At 69.9% G+C, this 20,346-nt stretch carries 21 protein-coding genes; 4 read left to right on the top strand and 17 right to left on the bottom strand.

Annotated features, from left to right (window positions below):
- Positions 1 to 88: 88 nt before the first annotated feature.
- Complete coding sequence (locus ABZU75_RS37515) at positions 89 to 457, bottom strand: DoxX family protein (RefSeq protein ID WP_355565209.1); 369 nt, start codon at positions 455 to 457, stop codon at positions 89 to 91.
- Between the two features lie 15 nt (positions 458 to 472).
- Positions 473 to 775, bottom strand: coding sequence for a hypothetical protein (locus ABZU75_RS37510; RefSeq protein ID WP_355565206.1), 303 nt, complete (start codon positions 773 to 775; stop codon positions 473 to 475).
- Between the two features lie 111 nt (positions 776 to 886).
- On the opposite strand from ABZU75_RS37510, the gene ABZU75_RS37505 reads away from it, so the two are divergent.
- On the top strand, positions 887 to 1,801 hold the full coding sequence (locus ABZU75_RS37505) for a LysR family transcriptional regulator (RefSeq protein ID WP_355565203.1): 915 nt from the start codon (positions 887 to 889) through the stop codon (positions 1,799 to 1,801).
- A gap of 586 nt (positions 1,802 to 2,387) precedes the next feature.
- Here the strand turns inward: ABZU75_RS37505 and ABZU75_RS37500 are convergent.
- Positions 2,388 to 2,510 carry an ALQxL family class IV lanthipeptide gene (locus tag ABZU75_RS37500; RefSeq protein ID WP_355565200.1) on the bottom strand — a complete coding sequence of 41 codons (123 nt, stop codon included), beginning with the start codon at positions 2,508 to 2,510 and terminating at the stop codon, positions 2,388 to 2,390.
- 827 nt (positions 2,511 to 3,337) lie between these two features.
- On the opposite strand from ABZU75_RS37500, the gene ABZU75_RS37495 reads away from it, so the two are divergent.
- Positions 3,338 to 3,655 (top strand): wax ester/triacylglycerol synthase domain-containing protein, encoded by a 318-nt coding sequence (locus tag ABZU75_RS37495; protein WP_355565197.1) that lies wholly within the window; start codon positions 3,338 to 3,340, stop codon positions 3,653 to 3,655.
- Here the strand turns inward: ABZU75_RS37495 and ABZU75_RS37490 are convergent.
- From ABZU75_RS37490 to ABZU75_RS37430, 13 genes are all read right to left on the bottom strand, one after another.
- On the bottom strand, positions 3,603 to 4,490 hold the full coding sequence (locus tag ABZU75_RS37490) for an ABC transporter substrate-binding protein (RefSeq protein ID WP_355565194.1): 888 nt from the start codon (positions 4,488 to 4,490) through the stop codon (positions 3,603 to 3,605). The genes ABZU75_RS37495 and ABZU75_RS37490 overlap by 53 nt on opposite strands.
- Positions 4,491 to 4,646: 156 nt before the next feature.
- A complete protein-coding gene (locus tag ABZU75_RS37485; RefSeq protein WP_355565191.1) occupies positions 4,647 to 5,372 on the bottom strand; it encodes an SDR family oxidoreductase in 726 nt (241 codons plus the stop codon).
- Positions 5,369 to 5,704: a hypothetical protein gene (locus ABZU75_RS37480; RefSeq protein ID WP_355565188.1), complete on the bottom strand. Its 336-nt coding sequence runs from the start codon at positions 5,702 to 5,704 to the stop codon at positions 5,369 to 5,371. Before ABZU75_RS37480 ends, ABZU75_RS37485 begins: the two co-directional genes overlap by 4 nt.
- A gap of 570 nt (positions 5,705 to 6,274) precedes the next feature.
- Entirely contained in the window at positions 6,275 to 6,703 is a 429-nt protein-coding gene (locus ABZU75_RS37475; protein WP_355565186.1) for a DUF1232 domain-containing protein, read from the bottom strand.
- Entirely contained in the window at positions 6,700 to 6,984 is a 285-nt protein-coding gene (locus ABZU75_RS37470) for a hypothetical protein (RefSeq protein ID WP_355565183.1), read from the bottom strand. Before ABZU75_RS37470 ends, ABZU75_RS37475 begins: the two co-directional genes overlap by 4 nt.
- Before the next feature lie 42 nt (positions 6,985 to 7,026).
- The gene (locus tag ABZU75_RS37465) at positions 7,027 to 7,377 is read right to left on the bottom strand and encodes a DUF3703 domain-containing protein (protein WP_355565180.1); all 351 of its coding nucleotides are present in this window, start codon (positions 7,375 to 7,377) and stop codon (positions 7,027 to 7,029) included.
- A complete protein-coding gene (locus ABZU75_RS37460; protein ID WP_355565177.1) occupies positions 7,374 to 8,093 on the bottom strand; it encodes a cation transporter in 720 nt (239 codons plus the stop codon). The genes ABZU75_RS37465 and ABZU75_RS37460 overlap by 4 nt, the downstream gene beginning before the upstream one ends.
- Positions 8,090 to 8,497: a metalloregulator ArsR/SmtB family transcription factor gene (locus ABZU75_RS37455; protein WP_355565174.1), complete on the bottom strand. Its 408-nt coding sequence runs from the start codon at positions 8,495 to 8,497 to the stop codon at positions 8,090 to 8,092. The genes ABZU75_RS37460 and ABZU75_RS37455 overlap by 4 nt, the downstream gene beginning before the upstream one ends.
- A gap of 313 nt (positions 8,498 to 8,810) precedes the next feature.
- The gene (locus ABZU75_RS37450; RefSeq protein ID WP_355565172.1) at positions 8,811 to 9,533 is read right to left on the bottom strand and encodes a VOC family protein; all 723 of its coding nucleotides are present in this window, start codon (positions 9,531 to 9,533) and stop codon (positions 8,811 to 8,813) included.
- 1,112 nt (positions 9,534 to 10,645) lie between these two features.
- Positions 10,646 to 10,999 carry a beta/gamma crystallin domain-containing protein gene (locus ABZU75_RS37445; protein ID WP_355565169.1) on the bottom strand — a complete coding sequence of 118 codons (354 nt, stop codon included), beginning with the start codon at positions 10,997 to 10,999 and terminating at the stop codon, positions 10,646 to 10,648.
- Between the two features lie 493 nt (positions 11,000 to 11,492).
- Positions 11,493 to 14,336 carry a hypothetical protein gene (locus ABZU75_RS37440; RefSeq protein WP_355565166.1) on the bottom strand — a complete coding sequence of 948 codons (2,844 nt, stop codon included), beginning with the start codon at positions 14,334 to 14,336 and terminating at the stop codon, positions 11,493 to 11,495.
- Positions 14,333 to 17,548: a DUF6493 family protein gene (locus ABZU75_RS37435; protein ID WP_355565163.1), complete on the bottom strand. Its 3,216-nt coding sequence runs from the start codon at positions 17,546 to 17,548 to the stop codon at positions 14,333 to 14,335. The genes ABZU75_RS37440 and ABZU75_RS37435 overlap by 4 nt, the downstream gene beginning before the upstream one ends.
- On the bottom strand, positions 17,545 to 18,873 hold the full coding sequence (locus ABZU75_RS37430; protein ID WP_355565161.1) for an SWIM zinc finger family protein: 1,329 nt from the start codon (positions 18,871 to 18,873) through the stop codon (positions 17,545 to 17,547). The genes ABZU75_RS37435 and ABZU75_RS37430 overlap by 4 nt, the downstream gene beginning before the upstream one ends.
- Positions 18,874 to 19,005: 132 nt before the next feature.
- Here ABZU75_RS37430 and ABZU75_RS37425 point away from each other — a divergent pair, with 132 nt between their 5' ends.
- Positions 19,006 to 19,143, top strand: coding sequence for a hypothetical protein (locus ABZU75_RS37425; protein WP_355565158.1), 138 nt, complete (start codon positions 19,006 to 19,008; stop codon positions 19,141 to 19,143).
- Between the two features lie 61 nt (positions 19,144 to 19,204).
- The gene (locus ABZU75_RS37420) at positions 19,205 to 19,873 is read left to right on the top strand and encodes a class I SAM-dependent methyltransferase (RefSeq protein ID WP_355565155.1); all 669 of its coding nucleotides are present in this window, start codon (positions 19,205 to 19,207) and stop codon (positions 19,871 to 19,873) included.
- A gap of 151 nt (positions 19,874 to 20,024) precedes the next feature.
- Here the strand turns inward: ABZU75_RS37420 and ABZU75_RS37415 are convergent, their stop codons facing one another.
- Positions 20,025 to 20,189: a hypothetical protein gene (locus ABZU75_RS37415; protein ID WP_355565152.1), complete on the bottom strand. Its 165-nt coding sequence runs from the start codon at positions 20,187 to 20,189 to the stop codon at positions 20,025 to 20,027.
- Positions 20,190 to 20,346: the final 157 nt, after the last annotated feature.

The following is a 20,346-nucleotide window of genomic DNA, read 5'->3' as shown; positions in this document are numbered from 1 at the left end:
CGCCGCTCTCGCGGCGGCCACCGGGAACAGGCCCCAGGGGAAGCCGGCCTGATGTCATTCGGGCCCGGTCTGTGTCAAGCAGTTGGCATCAGAGAGGTGCCGTTCTCTGGACAGCCCCGGTGAGGACGAGAGATACGGCGGCCAGCACAAAGAGGCCTCCAGGAAAGGCGATGTTGTGGAACACGCGGGCGCGAACGTGGGCGGCGATGGCGCCGATGAAGAACAGAACAAGCCCGACAGCGGCGGCGATGCCGATGAACCGAACACCCAAGAGCCCGAGTAGGAGCCCGGCGGCTCCGGCGGCTTTCAGGGCGGCCAGCAGCGGGATCCAAGACTGCGAGATACCCACTTCGGCTGAGTTGGCCAGGACGAACTCGGCCCGTGCGAGGTCGGCGAAGGCGACCCCGGCGTTGGCCACGATCGTGATGACGGTGACGACGACGTAGGCGATGAACATTCGTATGGCCTGCGTTCAGCCGAAGCGATAGGCGCCAAGGACGTCGAGTGGCTGGGGTGTCGGGGCGGGCCCCACCGCCCACTTGGCCACGGTCGCTTGCAGCTGTCGCGCCGCAGCGATGCCGGGCAGTGGATTCTCGACGCCCTCGTCAAGGTCCAGCAGGGCGACGAACTCGGTGCTACCGGCACGGCGCAGGTACGCGTACCGGACGCCTTCCGGCTGCTCCGTCGCCACCGCCGCGAAAGCCGTCTCGATCGCCTCGACGACCTCCGCGACACCTTCCTCGGCCACCTGGTAACGAATCATCAGAACAGGCATGGTGTCTCCCCGCCGATCGTGTGAGTGTTGGCGAGCCGCTGCCCGCCTGCTGGGTCAAGCCTCACCGAGCGCCAGGTTGGCGTCCAATACCTGCATCTATAACCTGACGGCATGGATGTCGACACCCGGTTGTTGCGGTACTTCATCGCCGTGGCAGAGGAAGGGAGCCTCACCCGCGCTGCGGAACGACTGTTCGTATCGCAACCGGCGCTGACCAAACAGATCAGGCAACTCGAGATCCAGCTTGGAATGCGGCTGTTCACGCGATCCCGGGCCGGCATGGCCCTCACCGAACCGGGCCAGGCCCTGGCGAAGCGGGTACCCGCCCTGCTGGCCGGCTGGGACCAGGTGCTGCGGGAGACCAAGCACGTGGCAAACCGGGCCGCCCGCGTGTTGCGGGTCGGCTTCATGGCCAGCGCCGCCAACGAGGCCACCCAGCACATCGTCGCGGCGTTCGCCCGCCGTCGGCCAGGCTGGAGAGTCGACATGCGGCAGGCCGCATGGTCGAACCCGGCCGCCGGACTCGCCGACGGAGATGTCGACGTCGCCCTGCTGCGCCTGCCCTTTCCCGGCCAGGACACCCTGCGAGTGGAGGTGCTGTTCGCCGAGCCCCGCTGGGTCGCGCTCCCCACGGCACACCCATTCGCCACGCGCGACCTGATCCCTTTCCGGGACCTGTGGGATGAGCCATTCGTGGCAGCCCTATCGGAAACAGGCCGGTGGCGGGACTACTGGCTGGCCGTCGACGAGCGTGATGGCCACCCGGTCCGCGTCGGCGCCGTCACCGACCACCCCGACGACTGGCTGAGCGCAATCGCCAACGGCTACGGCATTGCCCTGGCCCCCGAATCCGCCGCCCGGTTCTACGCGCGCCCCGGCGTCACCTACCGGCCCGTTGGCGGCGTCAGCCCCAGCCAGGTCGGCGTCGCCTGGGCACCCGCCGACGACACCGACCCCGTCATCCAAGATTTCGTCCGCTGCTGCATGGAAAGCAGCCCACCCCGACACGACGCGACCGTCACTTGATCAACATCTTTTTCGGTGATTCCGGTGCGCGTAGATGTCGTCTCATCTGGAAAGTCGGCGAGAGCAGCTGAGGGCGGCGGCGATGGTAACGAAGGAACTGCCGCGCCGGCTCACTCCTGGCACCTGCCTGGCTCGGCAGCTCGATGAAGGCGTACCAGGCCATGATCGCTGTGCACCCGATGGGGAGGGCGAGGGAGATAGGGCCACCACATGTGGCCGACGATGGGGACGGCTGCTTGTGGCCGGCTTGGAGCTCAATGATGACGCGTGATTCGAACCGCGCCGGATTCGATGGGACGACGTGGCGTCCCATCGAATCCGGCGCGAGATGCTCGACCTCGTCTCTCAGGCGGTCTATGCACGGCCGCGGCAGAATCGGGTCGATCGCGGCCCGAAGCCGAACCGGCCTGCACCGTGTACGCCTTCCGATTCAGCCCCGCGCCCCTCATCGGCGCAGGACTTCAAAGGTCAGGCGTTCACCGCGTGTCGCCGCCTACCCGCGACGAATGCCTCCGCAGCCGAGGCGACGCGCTTTCGACCGCTCACCTGCCGCGAGCGTCCGGTCCGGCCGCTCCTGCAGTGAACGTCAGGCGATGGTGAGCGTGACCGTGATCGCGGAGACGAGAGTAACGCAGGTGGTTTTGCATGGATACAGAGCGGTCTCCATCTTGCTGGGAAGCATGTCCAGGGAGTTGATGTCGAGTTCCATTGCTTTTCTCCTTTTGTTGGGGAGGGCCTCCACCGATACTGCGGCGGTTTCCGTACCTGCCGGTTCATCCGGCGGAGTCTGTGTGGTCGGACTCGGTGTGCTGCCTGCCGTGCCGCTTCATCGGCGCGGGCGGGAACTTTCTGCGCGGGGGACCAGCCGCCTACCGTGCGGCGCGTGAACGGGTGCGGTGAGTCGGACGCAGGATGTCGAGCTCCAGGAGCGGCGTCCATGTCTCCGGGGCAGGGCCGTACCGCCCCGCCACCACGGTAACCGCCGGCACCTCGTGTCGCCGGCCCGATCTCGTCACAGGCCGAGCAACGTGCCGTCTCCGTCGCGGACCTGCCGGTACGTCGAGTTCATCGGCCCACCGGGTGGTGTCTGCCTCGGCGCCGACCACATCACCGCTCACTTCGTCCTCTTCCTCGACCAGGATCGCGCTCCGTGTCCGTGCCGGTACGGCGAATTCGTCGTACCAGGACAGCATCGTGGCGGGCACTTATGAGCCACTTTCGACTGGAATGACAAGGTGTTCCCGACTCTTGGCTCAACTTTCGTCGATCACCGAAACGACCGGGACGGAGGACGCTGTTTCCGGCAGGCCGGATGCCGTTCGCCACAAAGCGGCAGCTGGTCACGACCGTGCTCACCCGGGCGCTGGAGGCCGGGGTTCCATTTCGCCGGTTCACCGCCGATGAGACCTTTCGCGCCGCCGATAATACGCGGGCACTTAAGAAGCCTTAACCATCCTTAACGGTCGCTTATGCTGATCTTGAAAGGCTGAGGTGGCCGGTCATGGCTCTCGATTTCCCTGGCTGTACACCGGAGATATGAGATATCCAGACAGCGGAGGACTGTCGGCTCGGGCGCGGCTGCTGTGCGGACCGCGCGGGTGCTCGCCCCCCATGGTGGGCTTCGTGGCGCGCCTGCTGCCCGACATCAACGTCGCCCCCCGGACCTCGCTCAACGCACCGGCCGGAACCGGTCGTCGACTCCGCGTCGTGCGGCTCGACCTGGAGGCCGCAAGGGAGGTGGCGCACGCCCATGGGGCCAAGGTCAACGACCTGATCCTGACTATCGTCAGAGGACGGATCGTCAAGGACAGGTTCGTAGCGGGGGTGCGGTGCGGTAGAACTCGGCTGCGGTGACGGTGGCGGGGACGCCGAGTTCGGCGGCGACCGCGGTGATCGCGGTGGCGCCGACGGCGAGGTCGGCTTGGCCGTCGGTGGTGAAATACGGTGCGATGAACGTCTCGTAGTGGGCTCGGGCTTCGTCTGCGGTGTGTCGGCCGAGGAACGTCTGGATGTGCCGCACCGTGGTGTCGGGTTCGTTGTGGATCACCTGCAGGGCGCGCCGGTGGGCTCGTACGACGGCCTGGACCGCGGGGTCGTCCGGGTGGATGTAGGTGGGGTCGACGGCCACGCCTACGGTGGGGATCTGGAAGTGGTCGCCGACCCAGGCCGGCACCTGCCAGCCGTGCTCGGCGGCTATCGCCTCCGGTGCCATGGTGCTGCCGACCAGGGCGGCGTCGATCCTGCCATCGTGCAGCCAGCGCAGGTCCATGCCGTAGTCACCGGGCGGGCGGACGATGGTGTGGATGTCGCGGTCCGGGTCGAGACCGGCCTGGCGCAGCACGATCCGGGCGAAGCACCCGGGTGCGGTGTGGGGGGCGTGTACCGCCAGCCGCCGGCCGGCCAGGTCGGCCAGGGAGGTCAGGCAGGGGAGGGCGAGGAACCAGAACAGCGGGCGGTGGGTGTTGACATTGAGTGCGACCCAGGGGATGCCATCGGCCAGTCGGGACAGCAGTGCCCGGCCGAGCCCGATGGTGGCGCCGTGGCGCAGCCGCTCCTCGTCCCAGGAGCAGCCGTCGCGCAGCGCGACGTGGACGCCCTCGTCGGCGTAGTAGCCCTGCTGGTCGGCGATGTAGGCGACCAGTTCCTCGTGCAGGCCCCGCCCGACGTAGGCGAGATCGATCGTGTACATGAACGTTTTTCCTTGATCGTGTCACCGCCGTGCGCCCGCGCGTGCCGGGGCCCGGCTGCTGCGGCCCAGGGTGCTGAGGTGACGGTGTGCCGGATGCGGTCCGGCCGGCGGCCGGACCGGGACGGTATGGCCCCGCGTGCGGAGGACAGCGGGGCGTCAGTACATGGACATCCCGCCGTTGACCGCGGCCGTGGTGCCGGTCATGAAGGCGTTGTCCTCGCTGGCGTAGAAGGCGACCGCTTGGGCGACGTCGCCCGGGTGTGCCAGGCGGCCCAGAGGGGTAGCGGCCACCTGCCGCTGCTTGTGCTCCTCGTCGAACACATCCGCCATGCGGGTGTCCTCCACCGGGCCGGGCTCGACGACGTTGACCGTGATGCCCCGCGGGCCCAGTTCCTGGGCGAGGTACCGGGCGAACTGCGCCAGTGCGGCCTTGGCCGTGCCCAGTGCGATCATGCCCTCCCGGGGCCGGCGGCTGAGGCCGGTACCGAGATAGATGATGCGTCCCCAGCCCTGTTCGGTCATGGCGGGCAGGACGGCTTTGGTGACCGCGAACGCCGCACGCATCTCGTCGTCGAGCTTGCCGCCCAGTTCTTCCCACGTCATGTCCTGGAACGGCTTGATCACATACGGGATGAGCGCGTTGTGCACGAGCACGTCGATGCCGCCCCATACCGCCTGGACCTGCTCGATCATGCTCTCGACCGCCGCTGCCTCGCGCACGTCGGCCTGCACGGCCATGGCCTGGCCGCCTGCGGTCTCGATGCCGGCCACGACCTCCCCGGCTGCCGTGCCGCTGCGGAGGTAGTTGACCACCACGCGCATCTCTCGCGCGGCCAGAAGGCGCGCGGTGGCCGCACCGATTCCGCTGCTGGCCCCTGTCACCAATGCCACCCTGCCGGTTGCCCCAGACACGGTCCCACCTCCTGCCCATCATCGCGGGCCGTTGGCATGACCGCCCGGAGTTGTTCATCGTCGATGCCGGGGTGTGCTGAGCGGATCGCTCCGTAGAACACGGTGTCGACGGTCGCCCGCAGCAGATCGGCCGAGGTCCAGTCGAGTTCGCACGGCAACTGCGAGGCGAGCAGCCGCTCCAACGCGCCACGGGTGATCTCACTCAGCAGCTCAGGCGGCGCCGGCAGCAGTCCCCGCCGGTGCCCGTCCCGGAACAGCTCGTCGAGCCGCCGGTAGACCACCGCGTCCACACGCTGCTCCACGTACACGGCTCCAACTGCGAAGACCGGCGTTGTGGCGTCTTACGTGGTGTCGGTTCGGGCCGCGTCAGTGCCTCGCGGACCAATCGCCGGTGCACTCCGTACTTGCGGTCCGGCGCCCGGATCCCCAGGCCTGCACGCCACGAATCCCGGCGGGTCTGGTCGAACAGCTCGACTTTGGTGAGCGCCACCAAGTCCCCCTTGCCGCGGCGCGCGTGATCCAGCAGGTCGAGCCTGACACCGCAACTCTAAAGGTGGGGCCACTTCAAGCCGACATGTCGGTCTGGGATCACATCACCGATCCGAGACGGGTCCAGCTCAAGCCGCCCGGGTGGGGCACTTCAAGTCGTCATAACCATGCCAGGCCGCCCGAGGTAACCGGGATGGCCGGATGTCTACTGACAACGACCAGACGCTCAACTTCTGTCTCTCGGCGAGAACTCCACTGCGGTCGGGCCGGGCAACCAGGAGTAGATCACGGTTGTGGGGCGTCCGGAAGGAGCGGGCATGGCAGGTGCCGCAAAGCTCGTCAGGTCGCCGTCGCGGGTCCCGGCCTGCGGCGGTCGTGGCGTGTCAGGGGGTTGCGGGTGGCGTGTCGAGTCCGGTCAGCCGCGACAGCGCGGCGAAGCCGTCGTCGGTACCGGGCCAGTGCCGGCGTACGGCCTGCAGTCCGGCGCGGCGGACCACCGAGCGCAGTACGGCGACCACGATGATGGCGTCGTCGGCATAGCCGAGCACGGGGATGAAGTCGGGTACCAGATCGAGGGGGAAGGCCAGGTAGGCCAGCAGCAGCGCCAGTCGTACCCGCACGCCGCGCGGTAGGTTGCGGTCGGCGGCCAGGCGGCGGATCAGCCGCAGCACGTCCGGCAGCAGCCGCAGCGCCTCACGCAGCAGGCCGCCGCGCGGCCGCACGATGGCCAGCACCACAAGCAGCGCCAGCCAGGTGACCAGCAGCGCGACCGCGATGCCGATCAGCAGGTCCCACCCCCACGCCCCGGTCACCGCCGGCCGCCTTCCTGCTCGTCCACCGTGGCCGTTGCGACCTCGGCGGAGGTGTCGGCGGCCGGCGCGTCGGTCACGGGGTCGAAACGGCCGGCCTGTGCCCGGCGTCCCAGCCGGCGGCCTGCCGGTCGAACAGCGCCGTGACCGTACGGGCCGGCTCCGGGTGTCCAGGCCTGGCCGCAGGCGAGCCGCCGGGCCGGCTCCTGCAGGCCGCCCACGTCACCGACATCGGGTTTGCCCGCAACCGCGGGAGCCAGGGCGAACTGGCGGCGAACAGTCATCGGGGCCCTCCCGGGGCGACAGCAGGTCAGCGGGCGCGGACCTTACCTGGCAGTCAGGAGCTCGGCCAGGTCGGCGGGCAGGGGCATGGGCTGGGTGAGGCCGACACGGGCGCGGCCGGTGTTGCCTTCGGGGTAGCGGCCCAGCGCCGAGCCGGGCGCGGCCACGATGATACGCACCACCTGACCGAACGCTTCGCGGCGGTCGCGCTGGGCGATGGCCAGAACGAACATCGCCAGGTGGTTGCGGGTGTGGGGCCAGGGCCACGGCTGGGAGATGATGTGGGCCCGTTCCAGATGCCGCCAGCGCGCCGCAGCGTCTCCGGTGGCGCGGGCGGCGTTCATCTCGGCGCGGTAGGCGGCCCGCACATGGGCGGGCATCGGGCGGCCGATCATCGATCGTGCTCCTTCTCAGCGGTGCAGCAGCCATCCGCGCATCCGGCCGAGGCGCCTGACCCGCCGATGACGGTGGCGGTGGGGACGGCACAGCAGGTGTCGCCGCGCCAGGCCTCGCGGCCTTCCTTGACCGCGACGGCTGCGATGACCAGGGCGGCGATCGGGTCGGCCCACGACCAGCCGAAGGCGCTGTTGAGCGCCAGGCCCACGAGCAGCACGGCGGACAGGTAAGTGCACAGCAGCGTCTGCTTGGAGTCGGCCACCGCCGAAGCCGAGCCGAGTTCACGGCCGGCACGGCGCTGGGCGGCCGACAGGAACGGCATGATCACCAGCGACAAGCCCGCCAGGATCAGGCCGGGCGTGGAGTGCTCGGCCTCGCCGGCCCCGGCCAGGGCGCGTACGGCGTCGACGGTGACGTAGGCGGCCAGCACGAAGAACGAGAGTGCGATGACCCGCAACGCCACCTTCTCCCGCCGCTCGTGGTCGGTGGCCGAGAACTGCCAGGCGACCGCGGCGGCCGAGGCGACCTCGACGATGGAGTCCAGGCCGAAGCCGATCAGCGCGGCCGAGGAGGCGAGGGTGCCGGCGGTGATGGCCACGACGGCTTCGATCACGTTGTAGGTGATGGTCGCGGCCACCAGCAGCCGGATGCGGCGGCGCAGTACGGTACGGCGGGCCGGTGCGGGCCCGAGGCCGGGCAGATTCAGCGCGGTCATGCGTTCGTGCCTCCAGCGGGCAGGTCGGCGTCGCGGTCGAGGCTGCCGGGGCCGGAGACGGGGCAGAGCGTGACGGAGTGACCGGTGGCGGCCAGCAGCTGCTCGGCCGCGCCCAGCAGGTCCATCAGCTCGGGCCGGGTCAGCGCGTAGAACGACTGGCGGCCCTCGGCCCGGTAGTCGACCAGCCCGCAATCGCGCAGGCAGGCCAGGTGCTTGGAGACCGTGGACTGGGCCAGGCCGAGCTGTTCGGTCAGGTCCACCACCCGGGCCTCGCCTCGGGCCAGGCGTTGCACGATCTTCAGCCGGGTCTCATCAGCCAGCGAGTGGAACAGCGCCGCCGCCGGCGGGATGCCCGCGGCGATGTCGGCGTTCACGCATCGGCCAGCATCACTATCAATCGCCATATGGCGATGATAGCCGGAAATGGTTATGTGTTGGCAAGAGTGCTCGACCTCGAAGCCCGGCACCCGCTAAGGGCGACGCCGCGCCGATACGACGGCCGGGCCACTCTGAAGCCTGGATCGAGGCCACCGGGCGGCAACCCGATGCGGGGGCGGCGGATCGGTGAGGAAGAGCGGGCCGGCCCGGCGCCCGTCCAGCAGGCAGGGCAACAGCCGTGCGGTGGCGGTGCGCCAGACGATGACATCGACCGCGCCGCCGGCATCACGCCGTGCCGAGGGGTGGATCGGAGGCGCGCCGCCCCCGGGTCCGGTCACGCTATCGGGGGGGCAACACACAGAACTCATTGCCATCGGGATCGGCCATCACCACCCGACCGACCCCGCGCCGGCCGATGTCGACTCGAGTCGCTCCGAGGGAGACGAGACGGTCGGCCTCCGCTTGCTGATCACCGTGCGCGGATGGAGCGAGGTCGAAGTGCAGCCTGTTCTTCCCTGTCTTCGGCATCAGTGGCGGACCGCCCCACGTGATCTTCGGACCGCCGTGGGGCGAGCGGATCGCGGTCTCTTGGTCCTGGTCCCAGACCAACGGCCAGCCCAGCGCCTCGCTCCAGAAGTACCCGACCTCCTGCGAACCGTCGCACGCAAGCGCTCCGATGAATCCGCAGTCAGCAAGGAAGTTGTTGCCCGGTCCGATGACGCAGAACTCATTGCCTTCGGGGTCGGCGAGCACCACATGACCCTCCTCCGGGCGTTGCCCGATGTCGATGTGCCGCGCACCGAGTCCGAGCGACCTCGCCACCGTCTGCTGCTGGTCCTCCAGGGACGTGCTCGTCAGATCGAAGTGCATCCGGTTCTGGCCGGTCTTCTTCTCCTGGGTCGGAAGACATCGGATCCGGAACCCGGTGTCATCGCTCGGCAGGAGTGCGATGCCATCGTGGGGGTCGTTGGCCATCTCCCAGCCCAGGACTCCGGCCCAGAAGCGCGCGAGACGGAGCGGGTCGTTCGCATCGAAGCAGAGCGCGACGAGCTGAGAAGTCATCCCGCATCTCCAATCTGCTGACTCACAGGCGCAGACAGGGCACACTCCTGGCGCATGACGGAAGCAACGCTAGCCCGCTCGAGGAGTGCGACGCCAACGCATATGAGTCGGAAGGCGACGCTTCCGGCGCACGACCCGCGATCAGGACAGTGGACGATCGACTCATCGCCGCCGTCACCGAACACCTCGCTCCACCCCGCCGAGGCCACTGGCCGGCAGGAAAACCCGGGCGTGGTGAGCGAGACGGGAAGGTATGCGCGAGGAGCCGGCGTCGTTACGCCTCTAGAGCCGTCGCCGGCTCCAACCCAGTGGATATGGGCTGGTTCGCGGCGCGCACTCTCTCCCGTCATCCGCCTCGCCGCCGCCGGCCGGGCCGACCGAATCGCCGGCCTCGTACTCGTCGACCCCACCGACGTACTGTTCGCCCCTGCCTTCCGTCGCCTGGAACGCACCGTTATCCGCGCCAATGTGCTCTTGGCGCGTACACGCCTGCTCGCATGGGCCTACCGAACTGCCTTAAGGATCAGCAAGATCCAGATCCTTTCCATGAACCGGCGCTGATCACTGGACACGTGCTCCCTCAGGAAGGCGTCGATCCGTGCATTCAGGTGACGCCGCTGTGCTGAGCACAGACCATCGTGTTCGCCGTCGTATGGATCGCCGTCGCCGCCCGAGTGGGCGTGGGGCAACTCTGCGATGACACTCTGATGAAAGGCCCGGCACTTCTCAAGCGAACATCCCAGCGCGCGGGGGACGTGCCTTGGAGGCTTACGCACAGCGAAGTATTCGACGTTTGCGCCCGACTGGTCATAGACGGCGTCCTCCTCCCGAAGCTGACCCAGGCCCCAAAGTAACGCTGGGTAGTTGAGGGGGCGGATTGGCGGAGCGGCGGAGGCTACGGTTCCTGTATATGCCTGAGCCGAGCCTTCTTGGCTGGTCGCGGGAGTCGTGTGCGGAGCCGGCGGACTGCCTCGCCGCCCCGGTGGTAGCCCACCCGCATCCCACGGTGCCTGCCGGTCTCGCCCTGGCCGGCCTGTCGCACTGCCCGCCGCCGGTCACGCCTGCGGGGCTTGACAGGCCGGCGATTCCGGTGGCAGCCGGATGTCAACGTGTCACACGATCTGGATGGCGACGACCTTCGGAGGGTGGTTCGGGAAGGTGATGTCGTGCCAGCGCTCGATCTTCACCGAGTCGCCGTTGGCGTCGTAGTAGATCAGGTCGTTGTTGCCTGTGGAGATCCGGTCGACCCACCATCCGCCGAAGTCGGTCTTTCCGCCGTTGGCGTAGCAGTCGACGCTCTGGCGGCCGTCGAGGTGCGACCAGATCTTCAGGAAGTTCTCGCCACCAACGCATTGGACGTGGTCGATGGCGAAGGCGGTGCCGCCCGGGATGGTGACGGTGAAGGCGGCGGCTGCGGCGAGCGCCACGGCCATGGAACGGGCGTTCTTCTTGCTCTTCGAGATCACAGACTCTCCTCCTGCGGAGACCGGCGCGCACGGCCCCGGCCCTGTTGGTGACGTCGCGTCCTGACGGAACGGTGCTTCGTCGGGCCGGCAGACGGCCGAGTGGGCACCGGAGCGGCCCCTCGCGGCTGCGCTTTTCCGTGACGCAATTGGGTGGCCCGGTAACTCAAAGTAATACCACTCTTTGTCCGGCCAACACGGGGTCCCAGTGGTAACGACGCAGGAAACAACGGATATGCAGATCAGCTGCTCGCCTTCCAAGCTGTGCCCGAGGCTCCTTAAGGGAACTCTGACCTGCATATCCGTTGAAAATTCCGCCGATACTACCGGGACCCCTACCCAGAGCAACACGTCTGACGAACGAAAGGCGCTCATCGGCTTGGTCCCATCCTCCACCTGCGCGAACTCCTCAGCATCGTGGCCCACGGCGACGACGACTGGGGCGCGGCAGACCAAGTCCGGCAGACCGCCGCCCTTTCCGCCGCCGCTGAGCCGATCAGGCCTCCCGGGTCAGGAACCGGTGGAGGCTCCGGCAGGCCCGGGTCAGCGAGGTCGAACCGCGCTTCTTCGCGTGGGCGGCGACCTCGGGGATCTCGCCCCGCGCGCCGGCCCACGCGGCGATGTCGGTGGCCAGCACGGCGGCTTCGGTGTGCAGACGCTGGGCCCGCTCGCCCTCCCTCGGGAGGAAGACGGCCAGGAAGTGGCGCAAGATCGTCCATACCTCGGCGTGCGCGCCCTGCTTGGCGGCCAGCTCCAGTGAGGGCAACGCGGGGTCGGCCTTGTAGCGGGTGCGGCGGCCGAACAGGCCCAGCAGGCGGCCCGTCTCGGCGGCGGGGAGCGCGCCCTTGGCCGCCAGCTGAAGCAGTGGGGGCACCGCGTCGTCGCCCTTCACGGTAAGGAAGTAGGCCAGGACCAGGGCCGTCGCCGGGCCGGACGTGCCTTCGGTCAGGGTCAGGTTGCGGAGGTCGTCGATCGCGATGTCGGGCGGGTCGAAACGGTCGATCAGGCCGATCGCCAGATGGGCCGCCGCGAGCTCCCGGTGGTGGGGCGTCATGCCGGGCCAGAAGTGACGTGACATGCGCCGGAACGGGCGCATCTCGGGCGTGGTCAGCAGGGCGTTGAGGTGGGCGAGACCGGTGGGCTCCACGGGTTGCCAGCTCACATTGGCGATGCCGCGCTGGTCGAGGACATGGTCGTCGTAGGGCACGACGCGGGAGCCGAGGTCGAGGGTCCAGGTCAGCTCCACCTCCGGGGGTGGGGGCGCGCCGCGCTCGAACCAGCGGGCCACCACCGCAGCAGCCGCCGAGCCGATGCCCTTCGCGCGTTCGGCCAGGTCGGGGGCGGGATTGGGCGGGAGGCGTAACAGGGCCTGTTCCACGTCCAGCGGGAGCGGTTCGCAGCCGGATTCCGCGCACACGGCCAGGCGGTTGAGCAAGGTCTCGGGGTCGAGGTGGCCGTCGGCGCGGGTGGGGGTGGCCAGCAGTACCGGGGGCAGGGCTCCGGCCTTCACCGCGCGCAGGAGTTCGTCGAGGCGGGACAGGAGGAAGGCGTGGGGGCGGGCGCACTCTCGCAGGTGGGGGAGGCGGTTCCAGGGAGCGGGGGCAGGTCGCGCCTTCAGGTCGTAGAGGTCGGTCTGGACGTCGATCGTCCGCAGGATCTCCTCCTGTACGTAGTCGGGCATCTCGTGGAGCGGGACGACCGTGCGGAGGCCGGGGAACAGCTGGAAGGCCGTGGCCGCGACGTTCACCATGCCGTCGTACAGGGCCTGCCCGAGATCGCCGGACAGGCCGGGGAAGGCCTGCTCCGCGTCGGCCCGCTGCTCCTCGGAGATCGTCTTCCGGTACGACGGGCGCGGCCTCGGCGGACGGGACATGGGCGGCCCCGGATCTTCGCCGGGGTTGACGAGTTCCCTGGCCAGCGCGGTGCACCAGTCACGCGGGGACTGCCACGTCGGCGCGTCGTAGAGCACCGGCCGCAGGTGTTCGCCGAACCGCCGGGCCAGCGTTTCCTTCAGGGAGTCCGGGTTCGTATGTGCCTCCCGCGTGACCGCCGCCAGCCACGCCTCGACGTCGATCCAGCCGATCTCCTCCGGCGGGCCGCTCTCCAGGCCGGAGGTGGGGAACGGGCCGGGGATGGTGGCCTCGGGCAGGCGGCCGGGGGTGAAGTCGCTGGTCCAGCCTTCGGTGAAGCGCTCGAAGAGCTGCCGGGCCGAGGCCGGGGGCAGCAGTTCGGCCGCCTCCAGGATCGGGGCGGGGTCGGTGAGGTGGTCGGCGTGCTTGAGGGTGAGGGTGACCGCGCGGTCGCGCACCTCGTGAGAGGCGTGCGCGTACGCGTTGGTCAGCGCGGTGACGTGGTCGGCCACACGTTCCGGTGTGGTGGCGAGGTCGCGGTCGAGCCAGGTCAGGCCCTTCACGGCGAGCTTGGCCTCTTGGCGGAAGGTCATCGCCTCGATGGCCTCGGCGACGTCCGCCGGGTCGAGCCGCGCCTGGCGCACCTGCTGCCAGGCCAGCTCGGCTACCGGGCCCGGCGCGGCGGGCAGCAGCCGCAGGTAGTCGCGCAGCCGCCCGGCCGACTCCTCGGGCGTGGGCGCCACGAGCGTGTGCAGCCGGACGAAGAAACGCAGGTCCTGCGCGTCGCCGCCGAGCAGGAAACGGCTCACGCAGCCGGTGAGGATCTGCTCGCGCGGCAGCGTGCGGGCGGCCAGGGCCAGCCAGCGGGACGGCTTCGGGGTGAGCGTCTCGTTGACCAGCGCCCGGCCCGCGCCGGCCGCCTCGAAGATCTTCGGAAGCAGGTGGGGCGTCAGCGGGTCCTTGGCCACGCCCACCGCCGACAACCAGGCCGCCACCAGCGGCTCGTGGTCGGGTGGGGTGGCCTCGCCGTCGCGCAGCAGTTCCAAGGCCAGCGGCACGATCCGGTCGTCGGGACGGCGGATGCGGCGCGCGAGCCGTACCGCCAGATCGGCACGCCAGGCCATCGGGCGACCGGAGACCGCCTTCACCAGCCGGTGCGGGCTTGGCGCGCCGGACCAGCGGGGATTGAGGTCGCGCTTCATCAGCCAGGTGACCACCCCGGCCGGGCCGGGAATGGTCGCCGCGCCCACCATCATCAGCACCTCGGACCGGCCGGTGACCTGCTCGTCGGCGGTCCAGTCGAAGGCGTCCCAGCCGACGGTGGCGGCCAGCAGCGGGCTCTCGCGGAGCTCGGCGAGCAGGCCCGGCAACCCGGCGGCGACGGTGGCCCGCTCGGCGTCGGTGAGCTTCGGCAACCGCAACGCCAGACCCTCGGCGTCGTGGTTGAGCACGAGATTCCTGATCTCGATACGGATGTCGTCAGAGGTCATGACGTGGCTCCGGTGAGCTGGGCGTGCAGGCGCTTGCACTCGTGGACGAAGCGGATCGTCCGGCGGCTCTGCGCGAACTCGGCGACGACCGGGATCTCCCCGCGCGCGCCGGTCCAGCGTGCCACGTCGGCGGCGAAGGCGACGAGTTCGGCGTGGGGCACGGTGATGCGCTGCCCCTCGCCCGGCAGCATCCCGGGCAGCAGAGCGCGCAGGATGCGCCACACCTCGTGGTGGCCGCCGGCGTCGGCCAGCTCGGTCAGGGCCGCGATGGCGGGGCGGGTCTCCCGCCAGGTGCGGCGCAGCACCAGCGCGAGCTGGCGGCCGATCGCCTCGGCGGGCAGCTCGCCCCTGGCGGCCATGCTCAGGACCAGCGGGATCATGCCGGACACGCTGTCGGCCAGGAGGAAGGCGAGGATCACCGCCGTGGACTCGCCCATCGGGCCTTGGGCGATCTCCAGGCCGGTGATCTCCGTGGGCGTCACCCCCGCGCCCCAGCGGCCGCGCAGCAGGAAGGGCAGGAAGTTGACGGCCACGACCTCGCGGTGCGAGGGCAGCATGGCGGGCCACGCCCGGAGGGTGCCGCCGAACTCGTCGACCGTCCAATCGAACGGCTGGCGCAGCAGCACCTCGTCGATCAGCCGATGGCCGGTCGGGGCCGTCACCCGCAACACCGGCTGCAGCCTGACCTCGGTGAAGTGTTCCGGTTCGCCGTCGCCGAAATCGACCATGGACGCGTCCACCATATGGCGCCACACGTGGCCGCACTCGGGGGCGGCCATGCCGTCACCGGCGAGCCAGCGGGCGGCCGAGCGCGCCGCCTCCGAGTCGACCTTGGCGGCCCGGTCGGCCGCGGCCTGGTGGCTGCCCCGGGGCAACCGCAGCAGCGCCTGCGCCAGGTCGGCCGGGGGCGGCTCCACTCCGGCGGCGGCGCAGGTCTCCAGCCGGCCGACCAGCACGTCGGGGTCGAGGTGGCCGCTCATCCAGGTCGGCGTGGCCAGCAGCACGGGCGGCAGGGTGCCGTTTCGGAGGGCCTCGGCGAGTTCCGCGTAGCGGTGCAGCAGGAAATCGTGGGGCGGGGAGACGCGATTGGGGTGGGGTAGCTGGTTGCGCCGCCGCCACTCGTCGTGCTCGGGCAACTCCTTGGGCATGAAGGAACGCAGCCGGGGTGGGACGAAGACGACGGTCACCTCCACGAGCGGCTCGCTTGGGCCTGGCGGGGGCACCTGCTCCTCCGCCCGCATCGCCGCGATCCGGGCGGGGTTCACACCGAGCTCGGCCATGCGCTTGTAGGCGCGGTCGAGGATGAAGGACGGCATGGCCTCCACGGAGTCGTCGTACAAGACGCCAGGCCTCGTCCGCACCGGACGGAGGCGATCCGGCAGTCTGTCGTCGTAGATCTCCCCGTCCTCGTCCTCGTCGTCGGCGCCGAAATGCCACGGCTGCTCGACGTCGGTGGGGGAGTCGTACAGGTGGATCCGGCCCCCGGCGAAGGGGATCTGCCGGTCGCCCTCGTGGGCCACCGCCCCGTCCGGGCCGTCGTCGCTGGTCCAGGTGATGAAGAAGGCGCGCAGCGGGGTGTCGTCGTCGAGGTAGCGGCCAAGCCGGTAGACGCCGCCCACCATGATCCGCCGGGGCCTCGGCTCCGGGTCGGGCTCCTCGCCACGGGTGAGGGCGCGTACTCCCACGGAGTGGTTCGCGCCGTCCCAGAACTTCTCCGGTTCGATCGGCGGCAGCTCCGGCACGCTCCCGGGGGCGACGAGCTCGGCGGACAGTGCCGACTGCCAGTCGTCGGGGTCGAGGCGCACCTCCCTGGACCGCCAGTAGCCCTGGTCCTGCTCGACGTGGGGCTTGAGCTTGCGGCGCAGTTTCGCCCGGTCGTCGGCGAACCCGGCGACGAAGGCCGCCAGCCAGCGCTCCTGGCCGATCCAACGCTCGTGGTAGTTGGGGGAGATCGACGGCTCGGGGAACCGCCGCGCCTCCGGCAGCTCGGGCAGCGGCGGGAACTCCTTCTGCTCCAGCAGTTCCTCGACCGGGGTCTCCCCGCCGAACTGCTCGGTCAGCTTCGCGCCCAGGTCGGCGGGGAGGTGGCGGACGCCGTCGAGGATCACCCCGGTGTGGTCGGCGAACAGGTCGGCGTATTTCAGGGTCAGCTCGGCCGCGCGGTTGCGCACGTCGAAGGACTTGTGCGCGTACGCCGTGGTCAGCGCGGTCAGGAAATCGGTGGCCGCCTCGGGCGTGGCCCGGATCGCCTGGTCGAGCCAGCGCAGGCCCGTGGCGGCGAGCTTGGCCTCGTCCCGGAAGGTGAGCGCGTCGACCGCCTCGACCAGGTCGGCGTGGTCGAGCGGCATCGCCCCGCGCACCTGCCCGGCGGCCAGCTCGGCGACCGTGCCCGGAGCCGACGGCAACAACCGCAGGTAGTCGCGCAGGCGGGGCGCGGACTCTGCGGGCGTGGGGTCGAGGAGCATGTGCAGCCGGACGAAGAACCGCAGGTCCTGCGCCTCGCCGCCGCGCAGGAAACGGCTCACGCAACCGTCGAGCACCTGCTCCCTGGGCAGCTCGCGGGCGGCGGCGGCCAGCCAGCGGGTTGGCCGGGGCTCCAACCGCTCGTCACGGAGGGCGCGGCCCGCGCCGTCGGCGTCGAAGACACGAGGCAGCAGCACGGGGGTCAGCGGGTCATCGGCCATGCTCGGCGCGGCCAGCCAGGCGGCCACCAGCGGGTCGTGGTCGGGCGGCACGGCGCCGGACTCGCGCAGCAGCGCCACGGCCAGCGGCGCGATGCGGTCGGCGGGACGGCGCACCCGCTGGGCCAGCCGGACCGCGACATCACGACGCCACTCCCGGGGGCGGGTGGCCGCCACCCGGCACACCTGGGCGACGTCGGGGTCCTCGGCCCAGCGGCGGTTGACGTCGCGGCCGGTCATCCACGTCACCGCGGCCGCCGGGCCGGTGATGACGCCGACACCGGTCAGCAGCAGCACGCCGGCCAGTCTGTCGAGCAGGTCGCCGACCTCCCAGGAGGCCATCTCCTCGAAGTCGTCGGGATGATGGGCACGCACCTGCTCGGTGCGGACACGGCGCAGCTCCTTGACGAGGCCGGGCAACCGCCCGCCCAGCTCGGCGCGCTCCTCCTCGGTGAGCGTGACCAGCCGGTCGGCCAGGCGGGTGACCTGGTTGCGAGTGACCAGATCACAGATCTCCGTCCAGAGGGTCATCGGGAGACCTCCACGGCGGCGCGGGCGACGATCCGGGCGGCCAGCACGTGTTTGCACGGCCCACGGGAGCCGCGATGGTCCCACCACCACTCGCAGGTACAGGATCCGTCGGCCAGCGAGACCCGGCGCGCGCCGCTCGAGGTATGGACGGTGGCCAACTCGCCTTCGAGGTGCACGGCGCCCGCGTCGACGAGCTTGCGCGCCTTGGCCAGCCGCGGGTTGAGCAGGATCACGTTGTCCTTGTCATAGGGCAGCTCACGGTGGAAGTGGGCGGCCTCCGACAGGTCGTAGCCGACCCGGCCGGAGACGCCGAGCTGCGTCAGCGCGGCCCGCACCCGGTCCGCGGGGATGCCCGCGCGGTCGGCCAGCAGGCCGATCTCGACCTCGGGCTCGAAATTGAGCAGCATGCCCACCACGTCGGCGTCGTTCTCGGCCTCGTCGATGGCCAGGTCGTCGAGCACCGCGCCCTCGCCGGAGAAGCCGCGCCAGCGCTCGGGCGAGAGGGTGAGCGTGTAGCGCATGCCCGGCAGCTCCAGCTCCCAGGCGCTGGAGGCGGCGTCGGCCGGGCCGTACACCCGGAGGGACTTCGCGAAGCGCAGCAGCGGCAGGAGGGTGCCGAGCCGGTTGGGGCCGGCGAGCTGGACCGAGCCCGGAACCTGACGGTCGGAGACCTTCAGCTCCCGCCCCGCCTGCGCCACCCACACCGTGCCCTTCTTGGGCAGACCGCGCAGGAACCGCACCGCCGCCATGCCGGTCAGCTCACCGCGCTGGTCCATGCCCGAGGCGATGACCTGCACCTCGGCGAAGCCGCGTAACCAGCGCTCGGGCAGCGGCACCTTCTTCTCCACCACCGCGCCATCCATCGTGGTCACGACCAGCTCGTCGAGCCCGACCCCCAGGTGCAACGGGTCACGCGCGCCGATGCGCGCCAGCGCCTCCCGGAGCGGCGCGTTCACGTCGACGTTGGTGGTGCCCCGGTCGAACACCTCGCCGTCGAGCGCGCCGTTCAGCAGATCAAGCCGGGCGTACACGCCGCCACAGGCCGAGAACGACTCGAACCGCAACCGGTCTCCATTGCACGTCACCACAGGGTCGCGCACCCAGCCGGGCCGCGCCTGCGGCTGGTGGTAGCGGGCCAGCGCCACGTCGGCGACGCCGAGCAGGGCCGCCGCGGCGGGGGCCGCCTGGGTCACCACGCCGCTGAAGAACCGGGGGGCCACGGCCGGGCCGGACAGGGCCCGCCCGCCGGAGGTCGCCAATCCGAGACGACCGTCGACAAGGGAGGAGGGCGCGGCGTACGTGTACGCCTGCGTCGCTGAAGTCATGGCCGGGACATTAGATCGCCCCACCGACAAACCGGCGCGGCAGATGTCGAGGAGATGAAAAGTTCCTGTGAACATCCATGCCCCCCGCCGGACGAACTGGGTAATTTGTCGTGTGCCAGGGGAGGGGACGATGTGAAGCACATCCGCGTTTCCGGCGCCGAACGTGACCGCGCCTGTGTGATTCCGGGTAAACACTTCGCCGTGGGCCGCCTGAAGAAAGACGAACTCGACAACCTCGTCAACGCCCTTGCGAGTACAGCCGGGCCATGATCAACGGCTTAGCGTTCGCTGTACCAGTCCCAGGGCCGTCGCACAGTCCTATTGTTGGCTGATGCCCGCACACCATATTGACCGCCCAGCCGATCTCGACGTGGTACGTGAGTCCTATGATCGGGTGGCCGACAACTACGCCCACATGGTGGTGACGACGGGGGTCGGCGACATCCGTAGCCATCCATGGCTCAAGGCATCAATCGACGCCTTCGCTGACACCGTGAGCGAGCTTGGGCCTGTCCTCGACGTCGGCTGCGGACCCGGAACGGTGACCGCCTACCTTGCCGAACGCGGACTCGACGTGTCCGGGGTAGACCTCTCTCCTCGCATGATCGAGAACGCGCGCCGTCTTCATCCGCAATGCCGCTTCAGCGTCGCCTCTGCCACCGACCTCGACCTTGGTGAAGCGTCCCTTGGCGGCGTGCTCGGGTGGTGGTCACTGTTCAACCTCCCCCGTGACGTCCTTCCTCAGGTTCTCGCCCTGTTCGCGCGCGCGTTGAAGCCAGGCGGACACTTCATCACCGCAACACACGTCGGCGACGAAGACGCGGTGCGAACCGAGGCCTACGGAGGTGTACCCGTTCGTTGGACGACACACAAATGGCGGCCGGAACAACTCGTGGACCTGATCGAGCAGGCTGGACTGCGCCCGGTCGCCGAACTTCGGCTCCCTGTAGATGAGCAAAGCGGGCCGGGTTTGGTCGTCATGGCCAAGCAACCCGGCTGAGGATCAGGCGTCGGAAGCGGCACAGGGTCTCGTGCCGGGCAAGGCTCCTCCGGACGGTTGCGGCACCGGTTGAAGGTGCTGCTCTGGCGGGCAGCAGTCGGAGCGGCGACCGCGACCGGAGCGGGCCTCGTCACGATCATGGCAGACTGGATCAATAGCCTGTTATGGGCCCTCCACCCGGGTCCATGCGATCAGGGGCAAAGTAACCGGAGAAGACCAGGTCAGAGTCCTTGATCAGGTTGGAAAGCTGTAGCGGCCCGGAGTCATCCGGAAACGCCTCTTTCTCTGGCAGGCCGATGAACAGGAACGATGCCATGGGGAAATCCTGCCAGTCAACGGAAGCTGATTACTCACAGCTACTTGTTGGGTCGGACCGGTGCGCAGTGCTGGCCTTGCGGCCAGTCCGTTTCCCCGGCCCGCCCGCCGAACCCGGCGTGCCTCTCTCAAGGCACCGGGCTCTCCACGTGTCTTGC

Origin of the sequence: Streptosporangium sp. NPDC005286, assembly GCF_040607515.1 — a bacterium.
Classification (GTDB): Bacteria; Actinomycetota; Actinomycetes; order Streptosporangiales; family Streptosporangiaceae; genus Streptosporangium.
Note: the sequence above shows the minus strand (reverse complement) of the source record. Positions and strands in the feature narration are given on the sequence as shown.